General features: G+C 38.0%; 25 protein-coding genes. 6 read left to right on the top strand and 19 right to left on the bottom strand.

The window, feature by feature from the left end; translation table 11 throughout:
• The first annotated feature begins 4 nt into the window (after window positions 1–4).
• Window positions 5–559, top strand: a complete 555-nt coding sequence (locus ACP5SL_RS00865; RefSeq protein ID WP_014557718.1) for an ECF transporter S component — start codon at window positions 5–7, stop codon at window positions 557–559.
• Between the two features lie 15 nt (window positions 560–574).
• Here ACP5SL_RS00865 and ACP5SL_RS00860 read toward each other — a convergent pair whose 3' ends face one another.
• Window positions 575–1,477 carry a thiamine-phosphate synthase family protein gene (locus ACP5SL_RS00860; protein ID WP_014557717.1) on the bottom strand — a complete coding sequence of 301 codons (903 nt, stop codon included), beginning with the start codon at window positions 1,475–1,477 and terminating at the stop codon, window positions 575–577.
• A gap of 163 nt (window positions 1,478–1,640) precedes the next feature.
• Between ACP5SL_RS00860 and ACP5SL_RS00855 the strand changes: the two genes are divergently transcribed.
• Together ACP5SL_RS00855 and ACP5SL_RS00850 are read left to right on the top strand one after the other, a co-directional pair.
• On the top strand, window positions 1,641–1,916 hold the full coding sequence (locus tag ACP5SL_RS00855) for an ATP cone domain-containing protein (protein ID WP_014557716.1): 276 nt from the start codon (window positions 1,641–1,643) through the stop codon (window positions 1,914–1,916).
• A gap of 63 nt (window positions 1,917–1,979) precedes the next feature.
• Window positions 1,980–3,674 (top strand): cation:proton antiporter, encoded by a 1,695-nt coding sequence (locus tag ACP5SL_RS00850; protein WP_428228037.1) that lies wholly within the window; start codon window positions 1,980–1,982, stop codon window positions 3,672–3,674.
• Here ACP5SL_RS00850 and ACP5SL_RS00845 read toward each other — a convergent pair.
• The 3 genes from ACP5SL_RS00845 to ACP5SL_RS00835 form a co-directional block, all read right to left on the bottom strand.
• Complete coding sequence (locus ACP5SL_RS00845; protein WP_148683566.1) at window positions 3,664–3,966, bottom strand: hypothetical protein; 303 nt, start codon at window positions 3,964–3,966, stop codon at window positions 3,664–3,666. The genes ACP5SL_RS00850 and ACP5SL_RS00845 overlap by 11 nt on opposite strands.
• 16 nt (window positions 3,967–3,982) lie before the next feature.
• A complete protein-coding gene (locus ACP5SL_RS00840) occupies window positions 3,983–4,375 on the bottom strand; it encodes a hypothetical protein (protein ID WP_428228036.1) in 393 nt (130 codons plus the stop codon).
• 243 nt (window positions 4,376–4,618) lie between these two features.
• Entirely contained in the window at window positions 4,619–6,055 is a 1,437-nt protein-coding gene (locus tag ACP5SL_RS00835) for an MFS transporter (RefSeq protein ID WP_148683565.1), read from the bottom strand.
• Window positions 6,056–6,266: 211 nt separating this feature from the next.
• Between ACP5SL_RS00835 and ACP5SL_RS00830 the strand changes: the two genes are divergently transcribed.
• The 3 genes from ACP5SL_RS00830 to ACP5SL_RS00820 are packed head-to-tail and all read left to right on the top strand — an operon-like array spanning window position 6,267 to window position 7,618.
• The gene (locus ACP5SL_RS00830; protein WP_428228035.1) at window positions 6,267–7,250 is read left to right on the top strand and encodes an MFS transporter; all 984 of its coding nucleotides are present in this window, start codon (window positions 6,267–6,269) and stop codon (window positions 7,248–7,250) included.
• Between the two features lie 15 nt (window positions 7,251–7,265).
• A complete protein-coding gene (locus ACP5SL_RS00825) occupies window positions 7,266–7,472 on the top strand; it encodes a hypothetical protein (protein WP_428228034.1) in 207 nt (68 codons plus the stop codon).
• 8 nt (window positions 7,473–7,480) lie between these two features.
• Window positions 7,481–7,618 (top strand): nitroreductase family protein, encoded by a 138-nt coding sequence (locus tag ACP5SL_RS00820; RefSeq protein WP_272985355.1) that lies wholly within the window; start codon window positions 7,481–7,483, stop codon window positions 7,616–7,618.
• A gap of 530 nt (window positions 7,619–8,148) precedes the next feature.
• Here ACP5SL_RS00820 and ACP5SL_RS00815 read toward each other — a convergent pair.
• The 15 genes from ACP5SL_RS00815 to ACP5SL_RS00745 form a co-directional block, all read right to left on the bottom strand.
• Window positions 8,149–9,216 carry a formate--phosphoribosylaminoimidazolecarboxamide ligase gene (locus ACP5SL_RS00815; RefSeq protein ID WP_014557707.1) on the bottom strand — a complete coding sequence of 356 codons (1,068 nt, stop codon included), beginning with the start codon at window positions 9,214–9,216 and terminating at the stop codon, window positions 8,149–8,151.
• The gene (gene purB, locus ACP5SL_RS00810) at window positions 9,213–10,559 is read right to left on the bottom strand and encodes an adenylosuccinate lyase (protein ID WP_148683563.1); all 1,347 of its coding nucleotides are present in this window, start codon (window positions 10,557–10,559) and stop codon (window positions 9,213–9,215) included. The genes ACP5SL_RS00815 and purB overlap by 4 nt, the downstream gene beginning before the upstream one ends.
• Window positions 10,560–10,569: 10 nt before the next feature.
• A complete protein-coding gene (locus ACP5SL_RS00805) occupies window positions 10,570–11,679 on the bottom strand; it encodes a formate--phosphoribosylaminoimidazolecarboxamide ligase family protein (protein ID WP_428228033.1) in 1,110 nt (369 codons plus the stop codon).
• Entirely contained in the window at window positions 11,657–12,667 is a 1,011-nt protein-coding gene (purM, locus tag ACP5SL_RS00800) for a phosphoribosylformylglycinamidine cyclo-ligase (protein ID WP_193803601.1), read from the bottom strand. The genes ACP5SL_RS00805 and purM overlap by 23 nt, the downstream gene beginning before the upstream one ends.
• Complete coding sequence (purF, locus tag ACP5SL_RS00795) at window positions 12,657–14,081, bottom strand: amidophosphoribosyltransferase (RefSeq protein ID WP_428228032.1); 1,425 nt, start codon at window positions 14,079–14,081, stop codon at window positions 12,657–12,659. The genes purM and purF overlap by 11 nt, the downstream gene beginning before the upstream one ends.
• 5 nt (window positions 14,082–14,086) lie before the next feature.
• Window positions 14,087–16,273 (bottom strand): phosphoribosylformylglycinamidine synthase subunit PurL, encoded by a 2,187-nt coding sequence (gene purL, locus ACP5SL_RS00790; protein WP_211206260.1) that lies wholly within the window; start codon window positions 16,271–16,273, stop codon window positions 14,087–14,089.
• A complete protein-coding gene (gene purQ / locus ACP5SL_RS00785; RefSeq protein ID WP_193803598.1) occupies window positions 16,273–16,962 on the bottom strand; it encodes a phosphoribosylformylglycinamidine synthase subunit PurQ in 690 nt (229 codons plus the stop codon). The genes purL and purQ overlap by 1 nt, the downstream gene beginning before the upstream one ends.
• Window positions 16,955–17,212, bottom strand: coding sequence for a phosphoribosylformylglycinamidine synthase subunit PurS (gene purS, locus ACP5SL_RS00780; protein WP_211206259.1), 258 nt, complete (start codon window positions 17,210–17,212; stop codon window positions 16,955–16,957). The genes purQ and purS overlap by 8 nt, the downstream gene beginning before the upstream one ends.
• A 1-nt stretch (window position 17,213) precedes the next feature.
• Window positions 17,214–17,618 carry a 5-(carboxyamino)imidazole ribonucleotide mutase gene (gene purE / locus ACP5SL_RS00775; RefSeq protein ID WP_014557699.1) on the bottom strand — a complete coding sequence of 135 codons (405 nt, stop codon included), beginning with the start codon at window positions 17,616–17,618 and terminating at the stop codon, window positions 17,214–17,216.
• Between the two features lie 18 nt (window positions 17,619–17,636).
• Complete coding sequence (gene purT / locus ACP5SL_RS00770; protein ID WP_193803597.1) at window positions 17,637–18,851, bottom strand: formate-dependent phosphoribosylglycinamide formyltransferase; 1,215 nt, start codon at window positions 18,849–18,851, stop codon at window positions 17,637–17,639.
• Window positions 18,841–20,346: a phosphoribosylamine--glycine ligase gene (gene purD, locus ACP5SL_RS00765; RefSeq protein ID WP_014557697.1), complete on the bottom strand. Its 1,506-nt coding sequence runs from the start codon at window positions 20,344–20,346 to the stop codon at window positions 18,841–18,843. Before purD ends, purT begins: the two co-directional genes overlap by 11 nt.
• Window positions 20,347–20,349: 3 nt before the next feature.
• Entirely contained in the window at window positions 20,350–21,609 is a 1,260-nt protein-coding gene (locus ACP5SL_RS00760) for a hypothetical protein (protein ID WP_428228031.1), read from the bottom strand.
• Window positions 21,610–21,626: 17 nt separating this feature from the next.
• A complete protein-coding gene (locus tag ACP5SL_RS00755; RefSeq protein WP_272985369.1) occupies window positions 21,627–22,364 on the bottom strand; it encodes a phosphoribosylaminoimidazolesuccinocarboxamide synthase in 738 nt (245 codons plus the stop codon).
• Window positions 22,365–22,556: 192 nt separating this feature from the next.
• Entirely contained in the window at window positions 22,557–23,981 is a 1,425-nt protein-coding gene (locus ACP5SL_RS00750) for an NAD(P)/FAD-dependent oxidoreductase (protein WP_014557694.1), read from the bottom strand.
• Between the two features lies 1 nt (window position 23,982).
• Window positions 23,983–24,990 carry an adenylosuccinate synthetase gene (locus ACP5SL_RS00745; protein ID WP_193803592.1) on the bottom strand — a complete coding sequence of 336 codons (1,008 nt, stop codon included), beginning with the start codon at window positions 24,988–24,990 and terminating at the stop codon, window positions 23,983–23,985.
• Window positions 24,991–25,141 lie beyond the last annotated feature (151 nt).

Below are 25,141 nucleotides of genomic sequence, written 5' to 3'. Positions count from 1 at the left end.
TCATATGAACAGTGCAGAGAAAAAAGAAAAGAAGAAAACAAGCTATACAGGCATTGACCTCGCAATTTTAGCACTCGTTGGTGTAGTAACAGGAATTATATTTGCTGGATCATGGTCAATTTATTATGCAGTTGAAGCTGTAGGAGGTCCAGTTGGCGCAAGATTGGCTTCATACGGCCTTTGGTTTATAGGTGCTCCTCTTGCTGCCACGCTTATAAGAAAGCCTCTTTCAGCTCTATTTGGGGAAGTAATAGGGGCATTCGTTGAAACTTTAATAGCTCCAGCAGGCGGAATAACTAACATAATTTACGGGCTTTTGCAGGGACTCGCATCGGAATTTGTATATTTCCTTTTCAGATATAAAAGATGGGATATTATCTCTGGAGTTCTTTCAGCGATTGCCGCCGGACCTGTTGCAGTGGCATTAGATGCTTTGTTGTTTGGGACAATTGGAAGTAGCATTGAGATGTCTCTATGGGTGATTGCATCAATGGTTAGCGGTGCAGTTTATGGATTTATTGCCACTTATGCTGCAAAAAGTATAAGGAGAAATCAATAGTATGCAGATAATAAATTAAATAGTGTTTAGAGCTTTTTTAACTGCGTCAATTGCATTTTTTCCAAATATGTAACAGACAGGTTCTATCCCTTCTCCGCCTTCATCTACAATCACATCAGGGGGATCTTTAAGCTCTCCTAACAGCTCATCAAGATATAGGTAAAATTCCTCCATAGAGCTATGCGGCTTAACTTTAGAAATTTTATATCCAAGACGATCCATTTTTTCAATTATCTTTCTATCATATCTTATTACAATGACACCACACACTTCATTGAACCTATTTTTGACTTTAGAAAGAACTGTCGCTGTGTGCCTGCTCCCTCCCCTCATCGGTTCTCCTACAGCTATAACTCTGCTTCCAATGTTTACAATTTTACCAGAAAAGCCGACTGCTTCTATATAAGACCTCCCGCTTTCTGGAAATGCCACAATGTTAGAACCAACTTCAGGAATGAGGAGATAACTATTAGGGTTAGAATTGAACAACTCAAAAGCGGTTCTAACCTCATCTATTAAGATATCTTTCTTTTCTTTATGCGATGTTAGGCATATATTACAATCACCTGGAATTATTGGGTAAATTTTTCTATGAAAATTGCATAGCACGCCTCTCTCTAATAATGAAGCAGTATACGAATGGAGCAACTTTATATAATCAAACGGTCTGTTGTCGTGAAGCGTTTCAGAAAGGACTTCTACAAGCCTACTTACTTCTTCCTCATTTATCCCAACTTTTTTCAGTTTTTCAATATATATGGATTCATTTACGCTTAAGTATTTGTTAACCATAGGTTGGGATATTCCTAGTAGTTTTCCAACTTTAAATTGTCCATACCCTCTTTTTACTAAGTTATGTATAATCAGCCCTTTTATTGAAGGGGTCACATACTTTGAGACAAGCTCTTCAGGTATCATGTCGCATCTTCCTTTACATTACCAGGTTATTATTTATAAAAAATAATACTAATAAAGATTACCAACGTATTCTCGCTTTCAGCTACGAATAGAATTTTGCTTTTAAAAACTTATTATTATGTTATCCATTAATATTTTATAGACAGAACTTTATGGTGGAATAATGAATATTTCAGTTTTAAAAAGAAATGGAGAAAAAGAAGAGTTCATGCCAGAAAAAATAATTGTCAGTCTTGTAAAAACTGGAGCGACACCTGAGGTTGCTAGAAAAATAGCAAAAATAATTGAAGGCAGATTGCTTGAAAGAGGGGTAAGCGAGATAGCGACAAAGGACTTAATGAAGGAGGTTCTTGAGCTTTTAAAAAAGGAAAATGAGGAGTGGTACAACAACTGGCTTGTCTTTGATAGGGCAGTAAAGAAGAGAAAGATCGAGGCTTGAATTCAATTTAATAGATAAAGTTTTTTTATTTTAATACTTTTGTTCTTATATGAGGGAAGCCTATTGGATCCTTTGCTATCAGTGCTGATTTTGCTGACAGTCAGTGGATTCATAGCTTCAATTTTTCAGAGATTTGGCTTTGGAAGGATCCTCGGTTATATTTTTGGAGGAATTATTATAGCGTATATCGCTTTGCATTTTCATATTTCTGTTGACTTCAGTTATACAGATGCATTGAGAGAAATAGGTTTGATACTTTTCTTTTTCGAAGCTGGTTCATCGATAAGCATTTCAGGACTGCGGGCATCTTTTTCTAGAGTTGTAGCTATAGAATTAGTATCTATAACGTTCATTTGGACTCTGAGCAGCATCGTTTCTTTTACTTTGGGCTTTTCTCAAATTGAAAGGCTTTTTACTTTTCTTCTCCTTGTAAACTGCTCTATGGTCACTTTCTATCTTATATCCAGTGATAGAGGAAGATTGGGGACAAAAATTAAGCAGATTGCTACTTTGCAGTTCAGCATGGAAGATATTGTACAGTTCAGTTTATTCTCAATACTTTTTTCATTCAGCAGTTCTAATGTTGGGATAATTAGCGGGTTCCAGCTTTTCTTAAAGATTGCAGCTCTTTCTCTAATTATGTTTGCTTCTGCTTATTTAATACTCAGGATTTTGAGCAGCTCTGCATTGGTGCAGGAAAAAACCAATAAGTTTATTCTATCTCTCGCTATAGCTCTCGGATATGTATCTATCTCTCAATACTTCGGTCTCCCTCCGTTATTTGGCGCATTCATCTCGGGCCTCGCCTTTTCATCAACTTTAGGTGCGGGGGAGATAGCTGACATGCTTGTAGGGATGAAAGAGATTGGTATGTTATTTTACTTCTCTTCTCTAGGAGCAGATATAGGTCTTTTCAATAGTATAAAAGTAATAAAGTATGGAATCATTTTAGGGATGCTGGCAGTACCAATAAGAATGATCGGTTTGTTTACCGGTGGGATTCTAGGTGGAGTGACTCCTGAAAATGCCTCACTCATCTCATTAACCCTTTTCCCTATAGCAGAAAGCGGAATTATATTTGCAGATACGCTGGCATCATCTGGAATGCTTGCAAGTCAAATGGTTGGCATATCAACTATAGCGGTTATGTCGACTTTAATTGTAAGTGGAGCTATATCTTCAAGAATTGATACCTTTGCATTAAAACTTATTTCGTTCATTCCTCTTAATACGAGAAAGGCCTTAGATGGAATTTCTAAGCTATATTTCAGCAGCATTGAGACGCTTGTTGGGACTTTTGCGATACTAACGAGATTTGTAGCAATTGTTTTGTTGGTTTCATATCTTAGCGATATGTTCTCCTTAATATTTCAACATATTAATTTATCATTTTCTATAGAAATAATTATACGGGCAATAATAGGAGTATTAGGATCTTCTCTTGTGCTGTTGGCTTTCATAGTCACCACAAATTCTATGCTGAGATTTATTTCAAAGAGATTTAATATGTTATCAAATTCCAGCTCTGGAAATATAGGAAGGGTCTTTGTTTATTTGTTTGGCGGGATAACTTTAGTTATAGAGCTTCAGCTTCTTTACGAATCTTTGAGCTGGACAAAAGAGTATTTTGGAATAGAGTTTTTTGGCATAAATCTTGCTTTTGCTTTAATGATAATCTTTCTAACCTTGTTCTTTATGACTAGAAGGAGAGAAGCTGTTAAAAGGAATACGGAAAATAGGAAAATATCTAGATATTAAATGAGTAAAGAGATTCCTGTCCCTTTTTTGTTGCTACTTTTGCGAAATAAGGAGCTCTTTCTTCAAGCTTGCACTCTAATGATATAGTATTCACTTCGCCAGGCTGAAGGCTAATGTTTAAAATTTCAGAGCAAAATACGTTTCCATAGATGTTGAAAACATATGCGCTATTTATATCAGCTTTAACTTCCCCAACGTTTTTTATAAAAATCGTTATTTTGTAAATTCCTGGCTTATTTTCAGATAATTTTATGCTTACTCCCTCTATTCTAATCTGCTCGGACATTTTCAACTACGTCACTTCAATTTTATGCATTGTTAATTATTTTGTCTAATTCTTTTAAAATCTCTTCTTCTATATGTTTGTTCCAAAGCATTTCCGGAATATCTACTAGTAAGAAAAGTGAGCTCAAAAATAATGTTTCAATTGTTGTTATAGCTATATTCTGGATCCAATTTCCAATTCCAACTTTAACTCTCAGTTTCTCAGGCTCTTGCTCAAAAGTGAAAGTAAGCGCCCTTCCTGCAGTAAATAGATCTCTCAATATCCCCCCCTTTCTCGCTTGAAGGATAGCTTTATCTACTCCGGTTTTTTGTTGAACTTGCCATCCGTTATTTTTTAAGTAGTTGGAAAACTTATCTAAAATTTCGCTCAGACTAACATTTTTATTATACTCTTTTTCAAAAGTAAAAATACCCATAATTTACACCAATTCTATTTTATTAATTTTGTTATTTTTAACTAAAAGAATTTTCGTTCAAATAGGGTCTATTAAGAGCGTATTTTTTGCTAATTACTACTTTACTTAAAATTTTCATAAAGGTTATTTTTATACGAAACCTTATTGTCTCATCCTTCTTCTTTCTGTCCTTAGCCTAGACAAACAGTTTCGGGTTTCATAAAAGTTTATATTTTGATGTTGATGAGATAAAATAAAGATTTTTTAGTTAGAATATGGATGAGGAACAGAAATTGGAACTTCGATCGCAACTTTCTCTTCCGTAATTTCTTCAAGCGATTTGCCAGCAGGTTCTTTTAGCCATATTGATATAATCGCTCCAAGCATTGACACTCCTGACAGTATAAACAAAACTCCCCTGATACCTATAGATTCCAAAGCTAATGGGAATAAATATGTACTTAATGCCGCTCCAGCCTTTCCCGTAGCTGCAGCAATTCCATGCGATGTAGATCTATATTTCGTTGGGAAAAGCTCTGTTGGAAATACGAATGTTGTTTCATTTGGTCCGAAGTTTATAAAGAAAAATGAAAGACTGTATATCAGAAATGCTAAATATTTAGGTACATAGAATCCCAATACGTCTTTCCCATTACTAACAAGAGATAGTGCAACGATTAGATAAATTGCGGCCATTGCTATAAAGCCCTGTATTTGTATCCTCTTCCTTCCTAGTGAATCCATTAGGAAGGCTGCAAAGAAGTATCCAAAGGCGCCAACGAAGTATGGTATTCCCGATATTAAGATTTTCATATGTATTGAGTCTACAGAAATCATTTGGGGGACGATAAAAGATGAGTAAATGCCCGTTCCGTAGAAAGCTATGTCCATTAGAAACCAAGCAAAAGAAGCTATAAACAAAGACTTCCAGTATTTTTCCAAAAACTCTCTGAACGTTAAGTGATTTATGCCGTTGTTACCTACATTAAATCTTATCTCTTTCCCTATAATGATTTTGGATGCCTTTTTAGCCTCTTCTTGATTGTTTGATACGAGCAATGCATACCTCGGAGTTTCAGGTACTTTTCTTCTTAGATAGACGACCGAGAGTGGAGGGATTGCTCCGATAGCTAAGAGTGCTCTCCAAGTAATTTCAGCAGGAAGATAAGAAACCAATATTACAGAAGCTACCACAGCTGTTATTGCTCCAAAGCCCTGCATGGCGAATACCAATCCTACAAGCTTCCCTCTATCTTTGGCATTTGCATATTCGCTCATTATAGTTGCACTTACTGGGTAGTCTCCCCCAATTCCTATACCCAAAAAAATCCTTGAGATTAAAAGTGACTCGAAATTCCATGATATTGCACTCAGTAGCGCTCCAATTATCAAAATAGAAAGCTCAATTCCATATATTTTTTTTCTACCATATTTATCGGCGATCTTCCCAAAAAGAAGTTGTCCTATCATTGCAAAAGCAAGTGATGATGCACCAACAGCCCCGATCTCATGCCCTGATAAGTGGAATGAAGTTTGATACGGTCCAGATAGAAGCATGAGAACTATTCCAATTACAAAAAGGTCGTAGGCATCTGTAAAAAAGCCTAAGCCAGAAACGATCATTACCTTTATGTGTCCCCAGCTCAGCTTTGCCCTATCAAGTTCACTGAAAGCATTTGACAATTTATACACTTCCCCCATTTCTATACTTTTTATTCTTAATTGGCTATTTTTATACTTTTTTGCATAAATTTATAGAATTTATATATTTTTATAAAAATATAAAAGATATATAGAAGGCTTCTTCGGATGAAAGTAGCAAAAGAATTGAATTATAATTTAAAAAATAAATACAAGAAAATTAAAAAATAGTTTACACCTACTCTAATCAATAAAAAGATTAGTGATTGAATTGACTGCAAAGGGGTCGAATAACAGTTATTATTCGATAATGATCATTTTATTGATTGCATATGCCCTAGTATATTTTCACAGGACAATGACTGGTATTATGAAGCCTGAAGTTGATGAATTTTCTCGATATTATGGCATAAATGCCAATATTCTTCTATCTACAATGTCTTCAGCATACTTTTATGCATATGCAACCTCCCAGCTTATAACCGGTCCACTATTAGACTCTTATGGAGTTAAGAGAATAGGTGCCACCATGCTTGCAGTACTTTCATTGGGTACTATCCTTATGCTTTTAAAAAATGAGTTTGGCCTAATTGTAGGAAGGACTTTAATAGGCTTTGCGGCAGCTGTCGCATTTCTTTCTTATATGAGATCATTTTCTCTATATTTTAGCAAATCGATGCAAGCAAAATTAACCTCTTTCGCAATAATGATTGGGAACTTCAGTACAATAGTCTCGACTTATCCATTAAGGATTTTTCTTCAGAGGTTCGGCTACACAACAACACTTTTAATATTGGCCTCTATATCTTCCTTGCTTTCTTACTTAGTTTTTAAAAAATCGAGTGATGTAGGAAGCATAGAAAAAACTTCTAAGCTAAGAGAAAGATTTGCCGAAATGAAGAAAATAGCTTCAGAAAAGCACATATGGGGTGTCGGAATAGCCGCTTTAGCCGGATACGGCACTAGCATCGCATATCAAGCCACATGGGGTCAAAGGAACCTAACTGAAATGTTTGGGTTCAGTATAGGAAAGGCAAGCATTATGCTTATGATAATTGCTATAACGGCTACTATTTTCTCTCCTATAGTAGGCTTTATAAGCGATAATGTTATAAAGAGGAGAAAGCCAATTTTAATCTCCACTCCGCTCTCTTCACTTATTGGATGGTTTTTAATTTATATTTCATTTTACTTACACAATAGTATTTTGCTCTATGCTTCAATGATATCTCTTGGACTTTCAATAGCTTTATAAATAGTAGCTCCTGTTATGGCAAGAGAAGAAGTTCAATCAAAATACTCAGGAACAGCTACAGCAATGTTTAATGTTCAGGTCTTTTTCGGCATTGCTATATTGCAGACCATCTCAGGTTTTTTAAGCATCAGTTCTATGATAATTGTCAGCATAGGAGTTTCATTATTTGGAATTTTAGCATCAATTTTGTTCACGAGAGAAACATATAAACCTAGTCTTTAATTTTCTACTTGGTTAGGAAGATTTCTGAAGAAGTTTTTAATGCAATTCTTTCTAGAAGGTCGATAAGAAAATACATAGACAAGAAAATTCCTGAAAATGATGTTAAGAAAATAATGGAAGCAGGAAGGAGAGCACCAACGGATTGATCTCTCCAGCTATGGAGCGCGATAAGAATAACTGATGAGAAATTAAAAGAAAAGATAGCCTAGACAAAGTGTTTTGAGTTTCATAAAGGTTTATAGGGGCTGATATTGATTATCTGATTTGAGCTAGAAAATATATTCCTCAAATACCTTGCTCTCGGAAGCCACTAAGCCACATGTAGAACCAATCGGGATCGGGATGCAGGGGAATGGAGATGAGGGGATAATATTGATCTATGAACTTATATAAAACCTGAACCCCCGAATAAAGAATATGTTTTTCAGATAACTTCAAAATATTTGATATTTCCTCAACAGCGTTTTGGGTTCTGCCTATCACAGGTCCCATAGCCAAGAGAATTAGTGGCTAACTATTGGCTACTCAGGTGAGTTCTCAGAGTTAATGCCTAGACTTGAGATTGACGTGTTATTTCATGAAAATGCTTATAGAAATTACTTTGTTTTGATGATGAGTATCTGGAGAGGTATGATATATTAAAAAAAGTAGAAAGAGAGAAATCTTTAAAAAATGATTAGGTTAATACCAGTTCCAAGCTGTTATTTTCTTTAGCCATTTTTATTTCTCTAGCAATCCTCCTTCCCATGCTCATTTCTTCATTAAAGTAAAGCCATGAATATGGACTTCCGCTAATATATAAGTTAGTCCCAGCTACGATCCTGCCTGAAAACTCAAAAGCTATAATCTCTAGGTCATCCCTTATTATGGTTTCTATGCTGAATGGTCCAATTATACCAGGTTGCGCTTCAGTTTTTGATGCTTTTACAAACCTCTCCCCGTAATCTAATACTTTAGGGAGCAAGCTTTCTCTCAGAACCATTGGCAGATTGCCGACAACTACAAATGAAGGCTCAATAAAGTTTGTAATACCAAATTCGGATGGTAGCCTCTTCAGTCCATCAATATTGCTCTCATATCTTATATCTGCACCTAGTATTTCAATTCTGTTCTTTATTGGACTATAAAAGTAATGAAAGTAAGCAGGGGTTCCTATTACGTATTCTTGAATTATCACATTTTTCTCATCATCTATTATTCCACTTTTTTTGAGATCGCTCAATTTTTCTTTTATGTCTTTTTTCGATGTTGCTATAAAGTAACCTTTTCCGCCTTTGGCTCCTGGCAATTTTACGATCACGGGCTTTTCTATATCATCTTCAAGAGAATATTCCTTGGGAATTGGGATGCCTGCTTGATATAAAAGGGACATCTTCTTGTACTGATCGGCTTCAATTCTAAACATTTTCCTCGTCCCAAAATAAGGAATCTTGAAGGACTCGGCACATTTAATTCCAACATATTCCACAAGGCTTCCGTGAGGGACAAAAATAGAATTTAAGCTTTCCAGCTTTTTTTCTACTTTTTCAGTACAAATTTCATTCCAGCTGTTCACAACAATCAGGTGGTCAATGAGGTTTTCGAAATTTCTATAAAAATGCTCTCTATCATGGAGCGTAATAAGCGCTGTCTTAAATCCCTCCTTTTTCGCTCCGTGGACTATTTGGAGAGAGGAATGGCTTGCCAAAGTAGCAATAGTAAGGTTTTCAAGGTCGTATTTTTCGATTAAGCTTTTTACACTCATAACTCATGAAGCCTCTTTTCTGCATAACTTATGGTTCTTTCGATGAGCTCCCTATAGTTTCCAAGATATTTTTCGGGCTTCAGCTCTCTTTCCAGCTCTTCTCTAGTAAATAACTTGGAAATATCTTCATCTCTTAGCGCAGCATCTATTAAGCTCTCTCCTTCTTTCAGCGCTCTAGATATCTGCATGACTTTTTTGTGAGCTTCATGCCTTGCAAATCCCCTTTCAACTAAAAGGAGCATAAGTTTTTCGCTCAATGTTGCTCCTTTAGTAATTTCTAAGTTCTTTTTAGCGGCTTCAGTATTTATATATAAGGTATTTAGAAGCTTAATCATGTCATCCATCATTTGGTCCATAGTTAAGTATGCGTGAGGAAGAATTACCCTTTCACTTGAGCTATTGGTTAGATCTCTTTCATGCATCAGAGGGATGTTTTCAAGAGTGGAAATCACAAATGCTCTCATTATTTTTGCAAGACCCGATATTCTTTCTGCAGTGACAGGGTTTCTTTTGTGAGGCATTGTACTGCTGCCTATTCTCTCAGCGTACTCATACATTTCATTTATTTCAGTTCTTGAAAGCTCCCTCACTTCTAAGGCAAATCTGTCTAGTTGGGAGGCGAGAATAGCGAGAGAAGAAATAACTTCTGCCAATCCATCTCTTGGAGCAACCTGCGTGCTTATTAGATGAGGTTCAATGTTTAATTGCTTGCTTACGCTTTCTTCAATTTCCAGCCCTTTTCCATTCCAGGCAGCCATCGTTCCAACCGCACCTGACATTTTAATTTTCACAGTCCTTTTTTCCGCATCCTTAATCCTTTCCAGGCTCCTTGTCAGCTCATATATGTAATTTGCAAATTTGAATCCGAAAGTTATAGGATCTGCATGTTGCCCATGAGTTCTGCCTGGCTCTACATAGTTGGCGTAGTTCTTTGCCAATTCAATAAGCTTTTCAATGATCTTCTTAAGCTTTGATATCAGTACATCATCAGCTTGTTTTATTAGTAGGGACCATGTAGTATCGACAATATCGTAGCTTGTAGCGCCCAAATGAACGTATTTCCCGCACTCTCCGCAAACTTCTCCAAGTATATATGTGAGGGATGCAATATCGTGCCCAAGGACTTTTTCTTTTTCATATACTTCCTCTGGAGATATATTGCCCCCACATTTAACTACTGAGTCTCTGCAAGCTGGAGGGGCAAATCCTGCATCTATAAGTCCGTTCATAAGAGCATTTTCCACTTTTATATATGTCTTTACAATATTCTTCAGAGAAAATATCTCTCTCATTTCATCAGATCCGTACCTCCAATCAAATACGCAAATAACATCTTTATTCATCTCTCTCACCTCAAGTAAGAATTTCTTCCAGACAACCTTTGGTTAAGCATTCTTTTAATTCAATCGAGATCCTCCTGCCGAGGCTTATTGGCTTGCCAAAGTAAAGCTTACTATATTGACTGCCAATTCCCATGTATGCATTTGTCCCCCCTCCGATTCTTGTGGCGACATCAAATACTATAGGCTCAAGGTTTTTCGTAACTATAAGTTGCAATGTGTAAGGACCTATTATTCCAGGAGACTCAATTTCTCTTGAAGCTTCAACAAATTTATCTCCGATTTCAAAAAGCTTCTCAAGCATGCTTTCTCTTATGGTCACAGGTTCGTGACCTATTTCAATCATTTCAACGTCTATAAATTCCTTTAAATCAAGCTGTATATCTGCAGGGAGCCTGAGAAAGCCGTCTAGATCCGTTTGTATTCTTCTATCTATGCTGATTATTTCGTTCCTATTAAATGCTATAGAATTGAAGTAGTTTACATTGAAGTGTGACCCAATGACGAGCTCTTCTATGGACGCATGGTTTATATCCTCTTTATTGACTATGCCGTCGTTAACAAGCCTATTGAATTTTCTGTAGAAGTCCTCTCTGTCAATAGCTATAAAGAATCCCCTTTCTACCTTCTTAACCGCATGTGGCATTTTTACAATTACAGGTCTATCAATTTCATCAGGATTGGCGAAAGTTTTCGGCCTTCTTATTCCTGCTTTATCTAGAAGTTTATAGTAGTTCTTTTCGCCAGTTCTTTCCTCATACCTGAGCATAAATCTATTACCGAAAATTGGGATTTCAAATTCTTCTTCTATCTTATCATACCCCACATATACAGAAAAGCTCCTGTTCGGCACAAATATCGAGTTTTTTTCTTGAAGCTTCTTTTGGTGTTCTTTTTTTACGATGTCGGAGAATTTTTCTAATATAATAACTTCACTTATTACGGAGATGAACCTTTCATATGTTTTCTCCCTACCTTTTTGACATATAGCAATCGTTTTGAACCCTTCATCGTGAGCCCCATCGAAAACATCCAGTGCAGAATGGCTTGCTACCGCAGATACGCTTATTTTCCCACTATTTTTTATAATTCTTTCAATTTCATAAGACGAAATTCTTCCCATATTTATTCGCCTCTATTTTTAAAAGTCCTGAGCCTTTGGAAACCTCGCCCAAAATAACTGGGCGAAAGCTGTGTCTTTCTATAAGCTCAATTAATTCTTCTAAGCTTTCTTTCTCAGTAGTAAAAACTAAACCGACTCCCATATTGAAAACGCTATATGCTTCTTCAATAGGTATTTCCCCGTATTTCAGTAAAACCTCAAATATCTGAGGAGGAGGGGGCGGAGAGAGGTTCATATCTAACACTTCTCCTAAGACTCTTTTAAGCTTCTTCCATCCCCCTCCAGTCACATGCGCTGCACTGTTAATTAGATCTTTTTCTATGGATTCAATGATGAGGTTATAATACAGAAATGTTGGCTTTGTGAGCTCAACTTTTAAGTCCAAACCTTCTATTTCTCTATCATAACCTCCAATTTTTTCTTCGACTACTTTTCTGACTAAGCTGTAGCCATTTGAATGCAATCCGTTGCTCTCTACTCCAACAACAACATCTCCCTCCTTCGCTTTGTTTTTGAATTCAATTTCTCTTGACCCTAAAGCAAAGCATACAACATCCTTGCCGCTCACGATTCCAGGCATTATAGCAGTCTCTCCAGAAAGGAGAGGCGCCTTAACTTTTCTCAACGCATCTATCATTCCCTTAATTATCTCCTCAAAACCCTCTTCGTCTGCGCTATCCATCGCTATGTAGTCAGAAAATGCCAACGTCCTAAAACCTTCGCAAGCCATATCATTTGCATTCATGGCTATGCAGTCCCATCCTGCAACATCGAGCTTTTTAAACTTACTCAGTATTTGGACCTTTGTCCCAACACCGTCTACATGCAGAGTTAATTCTCTTCCGAATATTCTCATGTAAGGTGAATATCCTCCTACTCCTCCTATGATAGATCCCAGCTCATTGCTGAGCTTAAAAACATGCATTTTCGCAATCTCGTGAATATTGTTATGCTTCTGCAGGTCTACTCCTGCATCTTTATATCTCATTTCTCCCTCCTCTATCTATCAACATTTTTATATATTCACATGAGCTCTTCTCAGAAAAAGGATATTTGCATGAAAAACATGCATGACAAAGGTTTCTCAGCGGTACAGCTTTTATTAGATTATCTAGTGAGTTGTATATGAGAGAGTCGGCACCAATCATTTTCGCGATCACTTTTTCGTCGTTTTTAGCAATTACTTCACTCTTTGTAGGAACGTCTATCCCCATATAGCATGGGCATTTATAAGGAGGTGAGCCTATTCTTATATGCACTTTTTTTGCGCCTTTTAATTTAAGCTTTGGTACAAGATCGCTCATTGTAGTGCCCCTTACTATCGAATCATCTATCAAGACAACTTCCTTCCCTCTTACAGCCTCCTCAACAATATTGTACTTTATTTTAGTAACGAGTGGTCTTTGAAACGGGGGAGTGATGAATCCCCTTCCGAGGTATTTATTAACAACTATGCCTTCTTCTATCGGGATCCCTGATGCTTTGCTATAACCCAGTGCTATCACTCTGCCGCTATCAGGTACAGGTATTACTACATCTCCATCTACAGGAGCATATTCTGCAAGATATCTGCCCATATTAATTCTCGCATCATATATGCTTATTCCATTGAAAACGGAGTCGGATCTGCTAAAGTAAACGTATTCAAATAAACATGGCGCAGGCTCGACTTTTCTTTCGCTATATATTCTTTCAAGTTTTCCTCCATCATAAGAGACTATTTCCCCAGGAAGAACTTCCTTCCAAGACTTCTTTCCTATAAGCTCAAGTGCAGGATTCTCTGATGCTGCATAAAAACCGGACTCGTAAGAGTACGAAAGAGGCCTAAATCCATAAGGATCCTTTGCGATAACAATTCTAGGCTCGTTGGTTTCAACAACAATACTGTATCCTCCTATTACATAGTTGGGGAGATATCTTAACGCTTCCACTATGTCTTTTTCATTGTCAATGTACAGAGAATAAAGGACGTTGGCTAAAGTTATAGAATCGTTATTCTTAATTTTAGGGGAGATCCTGTAATCACCTTTTCTTCTTGCTAGCTTTGAATCAAGCTCTTTATAATTTGCAATTGTTCCGTTGAAAGCTAAGCTAAATTTTATATCGTTAGATTCAAGCAAAACCGGTTGGCTTGGTGCACTGTAACTTCCTGTGGTGGAATACCTGACATGGCCTATTCCACCGATCACTTTTTTCTCTATCAGCTCCTTTTTCCACGATTTTAAAAACAGGGAGAAAAGCTGATGCCTAGATCGCATAACGAGGAATTTTCTGTCTTTGCTTAAAACTGATATACCAAAAGCTTCCTGGCCTCTATGCTGTAAGCTATAAAGCATCATCGCGATCTCTTCAATCGCTTCTTTAAATGTAGCTTCATCTAAAAATGCGCTTATTCCGCACATCAACATTACCCCAAATTCTCCTGCAGGCTGTTCTCGTAAACTTTTTCCGCGTCTTGTAAGCTTAGTGAAGCAACTGTTCTGTCCCCATTTTTAAACTCAATTCTATTATTGTCTGAGACCATCCCAATAAACGATAGGTCAACCTTAAATGTCCTTGCTATTTGTATGACAGTATCTTTCATCTCCCTCGGTATTTCCAGGATGTATCTGGCTCCGCTTTCCGAAAACAATACCTCTGTCAAAGTCTTGCAACCCCTATTCGGCACTAAGGATAAATCGACGGTTGCACCGATTTTTCCTGAAATGCTCATTTCCATAATAGCTACAGAAATTCCGCCTGAGCCTATATCATGTACTGCAAGAGGAATATTTCTTTTTATGAGCTCTCTCACAAAGCTTCCAGCTTTAACTTCTGCTAAGGGTCTAGGATAAGGAATTTCACCGAACTCTTTTCCATGAATTGCATACAAATACTCGCTGCCTCCAATTTCAGGAAGAGTTTCCCCAACTATTGCGATAATAGATCCAGCTTCTTTGAAATCTAAAGTTTTAGCAATAGATACGTCATCAATTCTTCCTATTCCAATAATAGTAGTAGTCGGTTTAATCATCTTCCCCTTAGAATCTTCATTATAGAAGCTGACTTTTCCCCCTACAACAGGAAGGTTTAATTGTTCACTCATCCAGGAAACTCCTTTTATCATCTTTTCAAAGTACCAATAGTGATCGGGTTTTTCTGGGTTTCCCGCATTAAGCTCATCTACTATAGCTAAAGGCTCAGCTCCTACTGCGGTAAGATTTCTATAGTTTTCTGCTACTATGTTCGCTGAACCTTTAAAAGGATCTAAAAAAGTATATCTAGGATTTCCATCTCCTTTTACAGCAAACCCCCTTTTATCTCCTGGTCCTAACCTGAGGACTGCGGCATCTCCATACCCAGGTTTAATTACGGTTCTTATTCCAACTTCATGATCATACTGTTCGTAAATCCACCTCTTTGATGCTATATTCAAAGATGAAATCAGCTTCAATATAGATCCTTCCAAGTCTGTATCATCGATATTCTGAACAGGATAGAGCCCAAGAAGCGACGTATCAGAAGGCTTAGATTCCCTCTTAATGCTTTTTGGTCTTGCAAGCTCTTTAGCCGGCACTTCTGCGACTTTATTTTCATAATAATATATTGATAATATTCCGGAATTGTTTAAAGTCCCGATGACTGAATAAGCTATTTCATATTTTTCAAGTATTTTCTTAACATCTTCAAAATTTTTCCCATCAATTATAAGTAGCATTCTCTCCTGGCTTTCCGAAACGAGCATTTCAAGAGGAGTGAGATTGGTCCTCAGGTGTAGCTTATCAAGTTTGACTTCAGCCCCCAAGGAGAATTCTGAGAGCGTTTCGCTGAGTGCTGTAGTAAGTCCTCCCCCTCCCAGATCCTTTACATAGTTTACTAATTTCCTCTCTATCATTTCAAGTATGGCACTTATCAAGAGCTTTTCAGTAAGCGCGTCACCTATTTGCACCGCCCCGATCTCCTTTTCAGGCTCCCCGCTCAGCGACTTTGATGCGAAGCTACTTCCGAGTATTCCGTCTCTTCCAGTAGGGTTCCCAATTACAACGATCAAGTTGCCACTTTCCGCTTTTCCCTTCATTAAATTCTCCTTTTTAACTATTCCTACGCACCCAACATTGACCAGTGGCTGGGTGTTGAAAGAAGGATCAAACCACGTATCTCCAGATACTGTAGGGACTCCGATTCTATTGCCGTAATCACTTATTCCCTTTACAATGCCTTTAATTAGCCAATTAGCGTGAGGATTTTTAGGTTCCCCTAAGTAAAGAAGATCTAATAGAGCAACAGGTTTAGCCCCTAAGGTGAGAACATCTCTCACCACTCCTCCTATTCCTGTTGCAGCGCCGTTATAAGGATCTACAGCAGAAGGGTGATTGTGGCTTTCTATTTTAAATACTACGAGTGTATCGGGGAAGAGCTCGACCGCAGGAGCATCTTTCCCAATTCCAACAACTACATGCTCACCTCTAGTATATAAAAGCTTCAGAAGGTCTCTGCTGCTTTTATATGAGCAGTGCTCGCTCCATTGTGCTTCAAACATTGCAAGTTCTTCGCCTGTAGGCTCTCTACCTAGCAAACTTTTTATTTCTTGAACTTCTTCCTTCGTTAAAGGCATTACCATCCCCTCTTTAGAGAATCTTCAAGGCTTTTGAAGAACAAGCCTCCATTTCCGTGAAAGCCCCTAGGAGAAAGAATCTCTGTATATGCCCTCTCTGGATGTGGCATCAGTCCAAGCACATTGCCTTCCTCATTTCCTATGCCAGCGATATCATAAAAGCTTCCGTTCGGATTCCAACCGTTTTCATAGTAAATAATCGGTGAGGAATTTGAAATAGCTTTGAACTTTTCGCTATCAATGTAGAATCTTCCCTCAGCATGAGCTATAGGCATGTCTATTTTTTCTCCTTTATTGGCAAGCTTAAGCCATGGACCTTTTGGGTTCTCTATACTCACTCTAGTCCATCTGCATATAAATCTTCCCAACTCGTTTGGAAGCAGAACTCCAGGAAGAAGGGAAGATTCGACAAGAATTTGGAACCCATTGCATATTCCCAGGACAGGCTTTCCGTTTATTGCCTCTTCAACAACTTCTTCCATTGCCTTAGATCTCGCAGCTATAGCACCTGCCCTCAGCCAATCACCATAGCTGAACCCTCCCGGAATTATTATCGCATCATATTTTTTACCCTTGAAGTCTTTATGCCAAACTATTTCTGCATCTAAACTAGTCAGCTCTTTAATGGCTGAGACCGTGTCAAGGTCGCAATTAGTTCCTGGAAAGCTAATCACTGCGACCTTATTCACGCACAAACACCTCAATTTCCTGAGCTATCGGGTTATATATTCTAAGCTTTTCGCAAAGCTCTCTAACAGTACTTATCGCATTTTCTTTGGTATCTGATTCTACGAGCATTGAAAAGTATTTTCCAGTTGTTACTTTTTTTACGTTAGCATAACCTTTTTTTAAAATGAGGTCTTTATGAATTATTTCGCTTTCAGGATCTCTTAGCTCTTTTCTATAAGTTATAATCACTTCGACTTTGTACAGACCCAATCTAAACACCTCTGCATAGGCTTATAATTCTCACAGCCAAATGAGCTGCATTCTCAGGATTATCGATCCCAACCGTTGCCACAGGCACACCCTTCGGCATCTGGACTATGCTTAACAGAGAATCCAACCCTCCTAGACTTACATTTAATGGAACTCCAATAACGGGCTTATTTGTTCTTGAAGCGATAAACCCAGGGAGATGTGCGGACAGCCCAGCCATTGCAATAAAAACGTCTACGTCGGAATTTGATATGTAATTTTCAAGATCTTTTGGATTCCTGTGAGCGCTCAGAACTTTTATTTCGAACTCTATGCTATTTTCTTTTAAAATCTTTGAAGCCCTTTCTGAAAAAGGTAGATCTCTTTCGCTTCCAACTATTATAGAGACTTTTCCCTTACAGGTCAAATCTAATTACACCCCTCCTTATTGTTTTATTTTCAAAAAAGACGATGCTTTCCTTACTTTCTCTAGCGCTTCTTCCGTATTTTTCCCTCTCGCCAGGAGTAGTGCCATTCTTCTGTCTTTATAGCTGAAAGGTTTGCCGAATATCCTCAAACCTACGCCAGGTATTGAAAGTGCGCTGTATACGCCCTCAATTACGGAACTCCAACTATTTTCTAAGCTGGAATAAATTGCGAGGCTTGCACCTGGAGAAATTATATCGACTTTTGGAACAGGAAGCCCTAAAGCAGCTCTCACATGAATAGCAAATTCATTAAAGTCTTGAGTGACCATAGTCACCATACCTGTGTCATGAGGCCTTGGAGCAACTTCACTGAAAAGAACTCTCCCATCTTTCGTCAAGAAAAGCTCTACTCCAAATATTCCTTTTCCTCCTAACCTATTAGCGACCTTAATAGCTATGCTTTTAGCACTAGCCAGGATATTCTTATCCTTTACTGAAGGTTGCCATGACTCGATGTAGTGATATTTTCCATACCTCCAGTGCTCAACTGGCTCGCATGTCTCAGTACTTATTCCTCCACTTTCATTTTCATATCTATAAACTAAAACAGTGAGTTCCGTCTCAAGCTCTACAAACTCCTCTACAATAACTCTTTTACTCTTTCCTCTCGCATGACCTATTGCATAGGTGTAGCCTTTTCTGATCTCTTCCTTGCTTCCTTCCTTAATTTTGAAATGTCCATGCCCGCTACTACTCATTTCAGGTTTTATAATGCAAGGGTATCCCACTTTTTCACAACCTTCAATAGCTTCTTCCTCATTCTCAGCTACAAAATATCTCGTTGTAGGAAGGTTAAGTTGGACCGATGCTACATTTCTCAGCTCAATTCTATTCATTGCGATCCTTACTGCATCCGAATTAGGTATAACTTCAAATCCTTCATCTTCGAGTTCTTCTAATGCTTCAAATGATATTGCTTCTACTTCAGGAATAATTACATCAGGTCTTTCCCTATATGCTAGTGCCTTAATTGCCTCCTTGTTCATCATATCAACAATATATCTTTTACTTGAGACGTGCATTGCGGGGGCGAAGTCATATCTATCGACCGCAATTGTTTCAGCCCCAAGCCTCTGCGCTTCTATAGAAATCTCCTTCCCAAGCTCTCCGCTTCCCAATAGCATGACTTTAATTGGTTTTGAAAGAGTAGTTAGTGGAAGGCTATTTCTCACTTTCGCTCACCTTTTTAAATCCTAATAATGGGTTAGAAATGATCCCTTTCTCAGGCAACCAAACAAAGAACTCTCCAAGCAACCCCTTTTTCTCTCTATATTTGTATGCCCTCCTCATCCTCTCAGCGACTTTAGTTCTTTCTCTTATCATGCTCAGCGAGCCTATGTCGCTTCTGTAAAAAAGTGGCCACCCATCTTCAGCTTCTATAAGATTTGAAGCTTTTTCGCTTTTTTCATATGCAACTTCATATTTGCTGTCGTAGCAAACTATCTCAATAGCTCTTGACCCTTTTGTCAGCATTTTTCCATCTTTTTGTTCGACACTTCCGTATAGAGCTTCGCAACCGAGGTTCCTAATCTTTTTCTCATCAATAGTGATAGGATGGTTTGATGCTTCATTTCTATATAAAGGATAACCCAACGGAGCTATTGCTTTAACTACTACAGAAACATCATCTTTGAATTTCAAGCTAGCACTCGATAGCTTTTCTCTTGATGCTTTATCAACGAATTCTAAGAAGTCTCCCTCTACTAACGGCAATAAGGCACTAATTTCAGGATCTCCAAATCTGCTGTAGAATTCGATCACAGTAGGTCCCCATACCCAAGTTAACATCATCTGTCCTGCCAAAACGCCAACGTATGGTTCCTTTGTCTCCTTCTTCAAGTTCTCCAGAACTTTTTCTACAATTTCCTTTGTTTTGTTGAACTCCTCTTTTGTTAGAAAAGGCGGATACATGCCCGGACCAGAAATGCACCCCATACCTCCAGTTTCAGGTCCTATGTCATATTCAAAAGCGTGGGCATGATCCTGAATTATTGGAAGAGGTATCGAATAAAATCCATCAGAGATAACATGCAAAGTATATTCAACACCTTCAGCTCTCTGCTCAAGAAGTATTTTATAATCGATATCATCATATCCGCTAAGCTGCTTGTAAACATCTTCCGCAACTTTCATCTTTACAGAGCTCTTTTCTTCGGAAAGATAAGCTTTAGTATCTCTTATAACCCTAACTCCCTTCCCTCCTGCTTGTCTAGCAGGCTTAACTACGACATCACCTGCATATTTCATAAATTCTTCTGCTTCGCTAAGATCCTTAAATGCTTGGAAGAAAAGCCTACCAGGTATCTCATTCCTCCACATGAATGATCTTGCAAAAACTTTGCTTTGCTCGATCATTGCGTTCTTTCTAGATGCTCCAAAAACAAAAAAACCCTCTTCTCTTAAAGCATCGGAAACTCCCATGAAAAGGGGTTCCTCCCCTCCTATTACTATTAAGTCTGGATTTACCTCCTTAGCTTTCTCTCTCACAGTTTCAGCATTATTCGTATTCATTATAACAATACTACCTCCTGTTTTCTCAGTCTCCCTTTTTAGGCCAGGATTTAAATAATCAGCAAAAACGTAAATTCTTGAAAGCATAGTACTATCCATGAAAAGCTTCGCCAGCGCATGCTCTCTAGCGCCTGATCCAACAATTAAAACCCTCATTTTTCAGAGCACCTCAGAATTTTTGTTAAAACACCTATCGCAGAAACTTATTCCGTACTTATCTGCTACTTTTTTAACGCTTTCATTGCTTAGCCATGTAAGGCTATCAACATCAAGATATCTTGTAATATTTATATCTTCCAAGTTAGAAGCGATGAGATTCCTCTCCTCTAGTGGAAAGATCCTGTATGGGCAACTTGAAACAATTTTGGGGCTGGCTATTAAAAGATGTATCTCCTCCACGCCAACTCTATTCCTCAGTATTTGCGAAACAGTCTTTATAGTTGACCCGGTTACCATACTATCATCTATTAGCGCGATCCTTTTTCCCTCCATTGCGCTTTTTACAGGGTTCATTTTCAAGTGGACGGCGATCAGCCTTTCTATCCCTGAAGCTTTAAGCATAGACCTCATCCTTCCTGCAGTTGGAATAAAGCTTAGTTCAAACGGCTTTCTTATCGCCTGTGAAAACCCTATAGCATAAGGGTATGCAGTTTCGGGGACGCCGACTACTATATCGACATCATGAGAAAAGTTTAAAGCAAGTTCTTTTCCAAGTTCCTTTCTGAAATCATATACAGGAACTCCATCAATTATTGAGTCGTGTCTCGCTGTATATAATAGCTCGAAGAGGCATATGGATCCTTTTTCTTTTGAGTTTTTACCTTTGAAGATCTTGAAAATTTTTGGAGAAGCGTACGCAACCTCTCCAGGAATTAAGTGCTTTCTGAAATCGCAGTCTAAAACATCTATTGCTGATGTTTCCGAGGAGAAAAGAACCATGTCAAATCCATAGTTGCCTATGGACAAAGGTGTAATTCCGTTTGGGCTTCTCCACACTATTACTTCGTTTCTATTAGTAATTGCCATGAAAGATGGGACTTCATGTTCGCTGTATTCATCTATTAATTTTTTAAGTTTAGTGACTTTCTCATCCTTAAGCTTGATAATCTCACTAAGCAAGTCTCTGAGAGTATCTCTTTCATATTCAGATATAGCTATAATTTTTTCGCCATCTAGCTGAACTTCCTCAATGCTTCCAGAGGTTCCGTTCATTGTTGCAGCTATAAAGCTCATTTTAATTTCATTTTTATCACTTTCATATTCATTAAGGTTCATGCATTTAAGTGAACCCTTGAAATCTCCGCATATGATCTGTCTTTCTCCACCCCTGTGTTGCAATGCAAGCAAACCATATGATGCATATGGAAAAATGTCCCAGTCATTTTCAAATGCGACCAATCCCAAAAATCCCAATGGCATTTCTAAATACATCCCTCTTACTTAATGTCGCTTAAATCTATACCTAATATACTGGCGAGCTTCATATAGGATTCTATAAGTAACTTTACATCCTTAGTCTTTCTGAAGATCTCCTTATCCAGATGATTTCCTCTTTCATCGACTACTCTGAATCCATCGCCTGTAATTTCATCAGCAAGTATTATCTCGCCGTTTTCATCGAAACCATATTCAAGCTTTATATCTACTAGCTTCAATCCTTTTTCTTCGAGAAAGGTTCTTAATATCATATTGATATCTGCAGTTATACTGACTATTTTTCCCAATTGTCCTTTTGTTAAAAGACCCGAAAGGATTATATCATCATGCGTAATTAGAGGATCATGTAGGCTGTCATCTTTATAGTGAAACTCTATTAAAGGAGGATCCAGGGGTTGCATTAATTTGAAAAGAGGCAATCGCTTGAGAAGGGATCCATACGCGTAGTTCCTTGCGATGAATTCTATAGGGATCATTTTCAACCTTTTTACTATCATTTTGTTGTTGCCGTTAAATTCTACCATATGGGTTTTTAAACCTTTCCCTTCCAGCAATTTGAAAAAGAAATGGCTGGTCCTCGCATTAATTATTCCCTTATGAGGAGCTATCGTTCGAATAGCGCCATCTCCAGCTGTTACATCGTCTTTAAACTCCATTATCAGGAGTTTTTCATCATAAGGATGTTTATAAACATTCTTGCTCTTCCCAACATATATAGGAAAAAATGATGGTTCCATTTTTATTTCCTCTGCATATTTAATTTCAATAAGTAATTTACCATTAAGATGAAATAATAAAAATAATATTAGAAAAAAGAGATCAAAGTAAATGAATTGCTATAATTATAATTTAGAATTAAAGAAATAAAGCAAATCATTTGTAATGATTTTTTTAAAAATAAGCCAAAAATTTTCTAAAAAATTTTAAACTTATAAAATACCTAATATCGCTCTGGCAGCAATTACTCCGGTAGAAGCTGCTACATTTATTCCTCTAGAAAGTCCTGCTCCATCGCCTGCGACGTAAATGTTATCTATATTGGTTTCAAGTGAAGGCGTGACTTTTGCTTTTACTCCGTAATACTTGATCTCTGGAGCATAGAGCAGAGTCTGAGGAGATGAGACACCCGGATAAACTTCTTCGAGCCTGCTTAAAGCTTCAAGAATGTTTGAGACAACCCTATAAGGCAAAATTAAGCTTATGTCTCCTGGCGTTACGGATTTGAGCGTTGGAGTAATTACACTCCTGCCAATTCTCTCCCAAGTGCTCCTCCTTCCCTTCTCAAGATCTCCAACTCTCTGAACGATTGGCTTCCCCATTCCCACCTTGGTAGCCATTTTAGCTATGGATTTTCCAAATTCTAAGACGTCTGAATACGGATCCGTCAGTTTTAAAGTTACTAGGAGTGCAAAGTTCGTGTTCTTTGACTTTAAGTTTTTGTAAGTCTCTCCGTTCACTCCTACAGTGCCGTCATCATAATATTCCTTAAGAACAAAGCCGTGTGGGTTAGTGCAAAATGTTCTAACTTTGTCATCATAAAACTTCGTATACATTACTATTTTTGGGTCATGGTTTATGCTAGTAATATGCTCTGTTATATAGTATGGTATTTCCACTCTCACACCGATATCTAGGGGACCAGGCTCTATATCTATCCCTATTTTCTGTGCTAAGTCATGGAACCATCTTGCCCCTCCCCTTCCAGGAGCGAGCAGGACCTTTTTCGCAAAAATCTCCCCTTTATCCGTAATTAGCTTAATCTGCCCATTTTCTTTTTTCAAATCTTTTACATCGGTGCCTTCCATGATCTTTACTTCGTTCTTCTCTAGGAAACCCGTTATGTTGCTTATCACCTTTACCATTACATCTGTTCCGAGAACTCTCTGCGGCGTCGGGATATATTTTGCTCCTGCCTTCGCTGCGAGCCTTTCTATTATCCTTGATTTTTTATCATTCGGAACAATCAAGCTGTCCTCCGGTGCGCCGAACTCCATGAACAGCTTGTCAATATAGTTTATAAGCTCTTCAGCCTTCATCCAGTCTCCGAGAAGCTTGTCAAGATCTCCGCCTACATCGGGCCTCAAATTAATGATCCCACTGCTAAGCGTGCCAGCACCTCCAATGCCGTACATTATATGGCAAATTGGACATGCCTGACAGTTAATGCTTCTGTCATTGTTAGATACTAAGCTCTTTTCCCTTTTCACAGTAATTGGGCATATTCTCTTCTCCACCTTAAATCCTTTATCAATCAGAGCTATGTTTAATTTTCCGCTTCCGGTTTTTACCAGCTCTATTGCAGCAAACAAGCCTGCAGGACCCGCTCCAACAATCGCAACATCAAAATCATTCATGTTACAAGCCGACCTCCTTTCTTCTGTCAACTACCTGCATAGTGTCTTCTCCTGTACCAACTAATGTAATTGGCACTTTCAGCTCAGCTTCTAAGCTCTCTATCCATTTCCTCGCTTCAGGTGGAAGTTTGCTCCACTCCTTTACACCATATGCCTCTTTGAACAGCCAGTCAATTTTTGTTATGGCTATTTGTGTAGCGGAGTTAAGCATTATCGCCCTTTTAGCAAGGTTTACGTTAAATGGGGCCACTCTCCTCATCCTTCCCGTCACCGTCCCCTTTTCAACAAGACCCAACTTCTCGGCTTCCTCTTTGCTCATCTCATTTTCTAGAGGGCCTTCACCAACTCTTGTTACAAAAGATTTAAAAACTAAAATCACATCGCCTACTTTTTTCGGACCTATACCAACTTCAGAGATTATTCCTGATGCGGTAGTATCCCTGCTCGTGACATAAGGATATGTTCCATGATAAAGCGATAGGAAAGTCCCTTGTGTGCCCTCAATTATTACATTTTCCCCGCTATCAACAGCATAGTTAACTTTTTCAGAGACATCGATTAGCATACCTCTTAGTTCTTCTGTATCCTTAGCCAGTTTAAGCTTTCTGAGAACCCTATCAGACATTGCCGCACCTACGCCTTGGAAAGTTGAACCAATAGATGTAAGCACGGAGTCCCTTTTCTCCAATTCTATATGCTTCTCTTCAATTATTCCTGCGTTATAGTCTATTTTGGTTCTTTCTTTTACATTAAGCTCTTTCAGCTCATTCCAAAGCACATCTAGTCTTATCAGCGCTCCAGGAGCTATGAGAAGCTCTGTGCTTTTATTCACAAAGCCAGATGGTATGCTCCTGAGCTTGTATGCTTTTCCCTCAAAGTAAACTGTATGCCCAGCATTGATAGATCCTGTTCTTACAGCATACCTGCAATTATCAGCTATAGCTAGATAAGCAGCTATTTTTCCCTTACCTTCATCACCGAAAAATCCCCCTACGATAACGGTCAGCATATTCTTCTTCCTCTTTTAAAGTTCAAACCATTAAACATAGAAATTTATTGTATTTAAAAACATTTTGTTGGACATATTGAGGAAAAGTCGACAATACAAAATTATAATTTTAAAGTGAAAAGGGCTTAGAAAAGAAATGAAGCCGGTTCTG

Origin of the sequence: Fervidicoccus sp., assembly GCF_049967375.1 — an archaeon.
In the GTDB taxonomy this organism is placed as follows: Archaea; Thermoproteota; Thermoprotei_A; order Sulfolobales; family Fervidicoccaceae; genus Fervidicoccus; species Fervidicoccus fontis.
The sequence above is the reverse complement of the archived record's forward strand: the minus strand, read 5'-3'. Positions and strand labels throughout refer to the sequence as shown.

Bases quoted from the DNA above. Each gene is read 5' to 3' on its own strand.
- purD (WP_014557697.1), bottom strand. From the start codon at position 20,346: ATGAGGGTTTTAATTGTTGGATCAGGCGCTAGAGAGCATGCGCTGGCG.
- purM (WP_193803601.1), bottom strand. From the start codon at position 12,667: ATGAGATATAAAGATGCAGGAGTAGACCTGCAGAAGCATAACAATATT.
- purF (WP_428228032.1), bottom strand. From the start codon at position 14,081: ATGTGCGGAATAAGCGCATTTTTAGATGAAGCTACATTTAAAGAAGCG.
- ACP5SL_RS00825 (WP_428228034.1), top strand. From the start codon at position 7,266: ATGGCAAGAGAAGAAGTTCAATCAAAATACTCAGGAACAGCTACAGCA.
- purL (WP_211206260.1), bottom strand. From the start codon at position 16,273: ATGCCTTTAACGAAGGAAGAAGTTCAAGAAATAAAAAGTTTGCTAGGT.
- ACP5SL_RS00860 (WP_014557717.1), bottom strand. From the start codon at position 1,477: ATGATACCTGAAGAGCTTGTCTCAAAGTATGTGACCCCTTCAATAAAA.
- ACP5SL_RS00755 (WP_272985369.1), bottom strand. From the start codon at position 22,364: ATGGAACCATCATTTTTTCCTATATATGTTGGGAAGAGCAAGAATGTT.
- ACP5SL_RS00815 (WP_014557707.1), bottom strand. From the start codon at position 9,216: ATGAGTGTAAAAAGCTTAATCGAAAAATACGACCTTGAAAACCTTACT.
- ACP5SL_RS00865 (WP_014557718.1), top strand. From the start codon at position 5: ATGAACAGTGCAGAGAAAAAAGAAAAGAAGAAAACAAGCTATACAGGC.
- ACP5SL_RS00840 (WP_428228036.1), bottom strand. From the start codon at position 4,375: ATGGGTATTTTTACTTTTGAAAAAGAGTATAATAAAAATGTTAGTCTG.
- ACP5SL_RS00805 (WP_428228033.1), bottom strand. From the start codon at position 11,679: ATGGGAAGAATTTCGTCTTATGAAATTGAAAGAATTATAAAAAATAGT.
- ACP5SL_RS00750 (WP_014557694.1), bottom strand. From the start codon at position 23,981: ATGAATGATTTTGATGTTGCGATTGTTGGAGCGGGTCCTGCAGGCTTG.
- ACP5SL_RS00835 (WP_148683565.1), bottom strand. From the start codon at position 6,055: ATGGGGGAAGTGTATAAATTGTCAAATGCTTTCAGTGAACTTGATAGG.
- ACP5SL_RS00745 (WP_193803592.1), bottom strand. From the start codon at position 24,990: ATGCTGACCGTTATCGTAGGGGGATTTTTCGGTGATGAAGGTAAGGGA.
- ACP5SL_RS00760 (WP_428228031.1), bottom strand. From the start codon at position 21,609: ATGCCATTGGGATTTTTGGGATTGGTCGCATTTGAAAATGACTGGGAC.
- ACP5SL_RS00855 (WP_014557716.1), top strand. From the start codon at position 1,641: ATGAATATTTCAGTTTTAAAAAGAAATGGAGAAAAAGAAGAGTTCATG.
- purB (WP_148683563.1), bottom strand. From the start codon at position 10,559: ATGAATAAAGATGTTATTTGCGTATTTGATTGGAGGTACGGATCTGAT.